Genomic DNA, 3,313 nt, shown 5'->3' with positions numbered 1-3,313 from the left:
CAATATATGTGTAATCCCTTTTCGAACTCCCATCCCCGTACATGGGAATCGGCTCTCCCCGGTCAATCATGCGCGTAAACTTGTGTATGGCCATCTCCGGTCTCTGCCGAGGCCCATAGACCGTAAAGGGGCGGATGCAGGTGATGTTGAGGCCGTAGAGATGATGATAGGTGTGGCATAGGAGTTCACAGGCCTTTTTGGTCGCCGCGTAGGGGGAGATGGGATGGTCTACCGGATCGTCCTCCGAAAATGGAACCTTTTCATTGACGCCGTAAACCGACGAAGAGGAAAGAAAGACCATGTTTCGCGGCTCGACGGACCTTACGAACTCCAGGATATTCATGGTCCCCTTGATGTTCACATCTTCATACAGCAGGGGATTCCGGATCGAAGGACGGACTCCGGCCCGTGCCGCTGAATGGACGACGGCATCAACCCGGTATTTCCGGGCCAGATCTTTCATCAGATCCGTGTCGCGGATATCCCCTTCCACAAGGACAAACCGGGGATGTCCGCTTACATCACGGATGTTCCGTCTCTTGAGGGACGGATCATAAAAATCATCAAAGGAATCGAGGCAAACCACACTGTCCCCTCGAACCACAAGGCGGTCCGCCAATGTTGAACCGATAAACCCTGCTCCACCCGTCACCAGGACATTCATACAAACCGCTGCTCCACCAGATCGCAAAGAATGTGAATGATCAGAATATGCCCCTCCTGGATTCTCGGGGTATCCTTGGAGGGGACCACAAGAGAGAGGTCGGTAATTTTTGAGATGTCACCGCCGCCGCCCCCGGTCAGTCCGAGAGTAAAACACCCGATCTCTCCGGCACGATTCAAAGCAAAAATCACATTTTTTGAACGCCCGCTGGTAGAGATCCCGATGACCACGTCCCCCCTCATGGCCAGGGCTTCAACCTGACGGACAAAAACCGAATCATACCCGTAATCGTTCCCTATGGCCGTCAGGATCGAGGTATCCGTGGTCAGAGCCACGGCAGGAAGCGCCTTTCGCTCATGCAGGAAACGGCCCACAAATTCCGCGGCCAGATGCTGGGCATCCGCGGCCGAGCCGCCGTTCCCCATGACCAGAACCTTGTTCCCTTTCTTCAAAGCTTGAAAGATCGTCTCTGCAGCCGTTTCAATCGTCTGCTTGATCTCTTGGTTCAGGCCCTGAACCATCTTCTCATGAGCGGCAAGGGCCTGGTCGATCCGATTCTTCACCACAAAACCTCACAGTCTGAAAATATGCTTCCCCCGGACCTTCCTGAGGGCGTTCCGGGTATCCACGATCAGGGATGCATGACGGGCCACTGCCTGATAGTCGATCCCGCTGTGATTCGTAACGATGACCACACAGTCGTAAGAACCGAGCTCTTTCTTGTTCAGCGGCGCCGATGGGATCGGCTTGGCGCCATCCAGAGAAATCCGGGGGATAAAGGGATCATGATACGAAACCCTGGCCCCCTTTTCCTTAAGGAGCTTCATGATATCCAGGGCCGGAGATTCCCTGATGTCATTGATATCTTTTTTATAGGCCATCCCCAGGAGAAGGATCCTGGATCCCTTCAGGCTCTTCTCTTGCTGATTCATGGCATCCATCACCTTGAATACCACGTGATGCGGCATCTTGCTGTTGACCTCGCCGGCCAGCTCGATGAACCTCGGCTCAAAACCGCTCTGTTTGGCCTTCCATGAGAGATAGAAGGGATCAATCGGGATACAATGGCCGCCCAGTCCCGGCCCCGGGTAGAACGGCATGAACCCGAAGGGCTTGGTCCCCGCGGCATCAATGACTTCCCAGACATCGATCTTCATCTTGTCGCACATCATAGCGAGTTCATTGACCAGACCGATGTTCACGTTCCGGAATGTATTCTCCAGAAGCTTCACCATCTCCGCCACGCGCGTGGAGGAGACCGGTACGACGGTATCAATGGCCTGTGCATAGAATAATACCGATAGCCGGGTGCATTTTGCAGTGACCCCTCCCACCACCTTGGGCGTATTCCTGGTGGCATACTTCTGATTGCCCGGGTCCACCCTCTCCGGGGAGAAAGAGAGGAAGAAGTCTTTCCCCACCTTGAGCCCCCCCTGCTCCAGCATGGGAAGGACCAGTTCTTCCGTGGTTCCGGGGTAGGTGGTGCTCTCCAGGATGATCAGTTGCCCAGGATGGAGGTATGCCGCGATCTTCTCCGTAGCATTCACGATAAAGGAGACATCCGGGTCCCGGGTCTTCCTCAGGGGCGTCGGCACACAGATGTTGACGGTATCCAAATCTTTGAGCGCCGAGAAATCCTCGGTCGCCGTCAAAAGCCCTTTCCCGACGATCTCCTTCAAGGTCTTCTGCGAAACGTCCGGAATATAGGATTTCCCCGCTTGGATGCAGCGGACCTTCTCTGCGTCCTTGTCGATCCCCACCACCGAATATCCGGCATGAGCAAATTCAACCGCAAGGGGAAGCCCGACGTATCCCAGACCGATAATGCCGGCCCGGATGGAGCGCTCCTTGATCTTACGTGTTAACTCTTTCTCCGGATTTTTGTCCTGTGCCATATTCCTCCTCTTCGTCTTTTAATGGGTTGGACTTCTTTTCATTATGGACATGAATCAGTAATTTCCTGATCTCCTGCTCCCGTTTGATCAGTTCGGCCTCCCGAATTTTCAATTTCTCCTGACGGGCCATCAGGGCCTGTTCACGTCTGTGGACCTCCTCTATCCGGCTGATCAGATCAACCCCCTTTTTTTCAAGGGTACGGTTATGGTCGATCACTCCCATCAAGGCCTTTTCTGAAAGGATCTGCTTATCCTCCAGGACCTTGATCCTTGCCTTCAGGATCTTAAACTCACTCTGCGCCGCATTCTCTGCTCTGGCACGGCTCTGCCTTTTCTGGATATCCTTCTCAGGATGGCGCAGGGTCCCCTCCTGGATCATATCGTTGATGACCTCTCGGATCATCTTCTCGTCCGGTTCCCGCTTATCCTCTACAAACCCGTACAGGAGCAGGGCATCACAGATGACATTGATGAGCCTGGGAATCCCCATGGAGTATTTATGTATGATATTGAGAACCGGTTCCGGAAATTCTATGGAAGGACCCCGGCTTGCAACCTTGATCCTGTGTCGGATATAGGCGGCCGTCTCCTCCATTTCCAGAGGAGGGATGTGGTAGTTGACCGTAATCCGCTGCCTGAACTGTTCCAGGTTGGGAAGCTGCAGGTGTTCACGCAGCTCGGACTGGCCGACAAGAATAATTTGCAGGAGTTTTGTCTTCTCTGTTTCCAGATTGGAGAGAAGGCGGATCTCTTC

General features: G+C 53.8%; 3 protein-coding genes and 1 pseudogene. All 4 read right to left on the bottom strand.

What is annotated here, in order from left to right:
* Window positions 1-664 (bottom strand): epimerase (locus tag AUK29_07290; GenBank protein ID OIP63033.1); only part of this gene is annotated, 664 nt, incomplete at its 3' end.
* Window positions 661-1,185, bottom strand: coding sequence for a phosphoheptose isomerase (locus AUK29_07285; protein ID OIP63034.1), 525 nt, complete (start codon window positions 1,183-1,185; stop codon window positions 661-663). The genes AUK29_07285 and AUK29_07290, both read right to left, overlap by 4 nt.
* 51 nt (window positions 1,186-1,236) lie before the next feature.
* Window positions 1,237-2,559, bottom strand: coding sequence for a UDP-N-acetyl-D-glucosamine dehydrogenase (locus AUK29_07280; GenBank protein ID OIP63032.1), 1,323 nt, complete (start codon window positions 2,557-2,559; stop codon window positions 1,237-1,239).
* Window positions 2,519-3,313 (bottom strand): annotated as a pseudogene (locus AUK29_07275) (hypothetical protein). The gene AUK29_07280 and the pseudogene AUK29_07275 overlap by 41 nt, the downstream one beginning before the upstream one ends.

This window comes from Nitrospirae bacterium CG2_30_53_67 (assembly GCA_001873285.1).
In the GTDB taxonomy this organism is placed as follows: Bacteria; CG2-30-53-67; CG2-30-53-67; order CG2-30-53-67; family CG2-30-53-67; genus CG2-30-53-67.
Note: the sequence above shows the minus strand (reverse complement) of the source record. Positions and strands in the feature narration are given on the sequence as shown.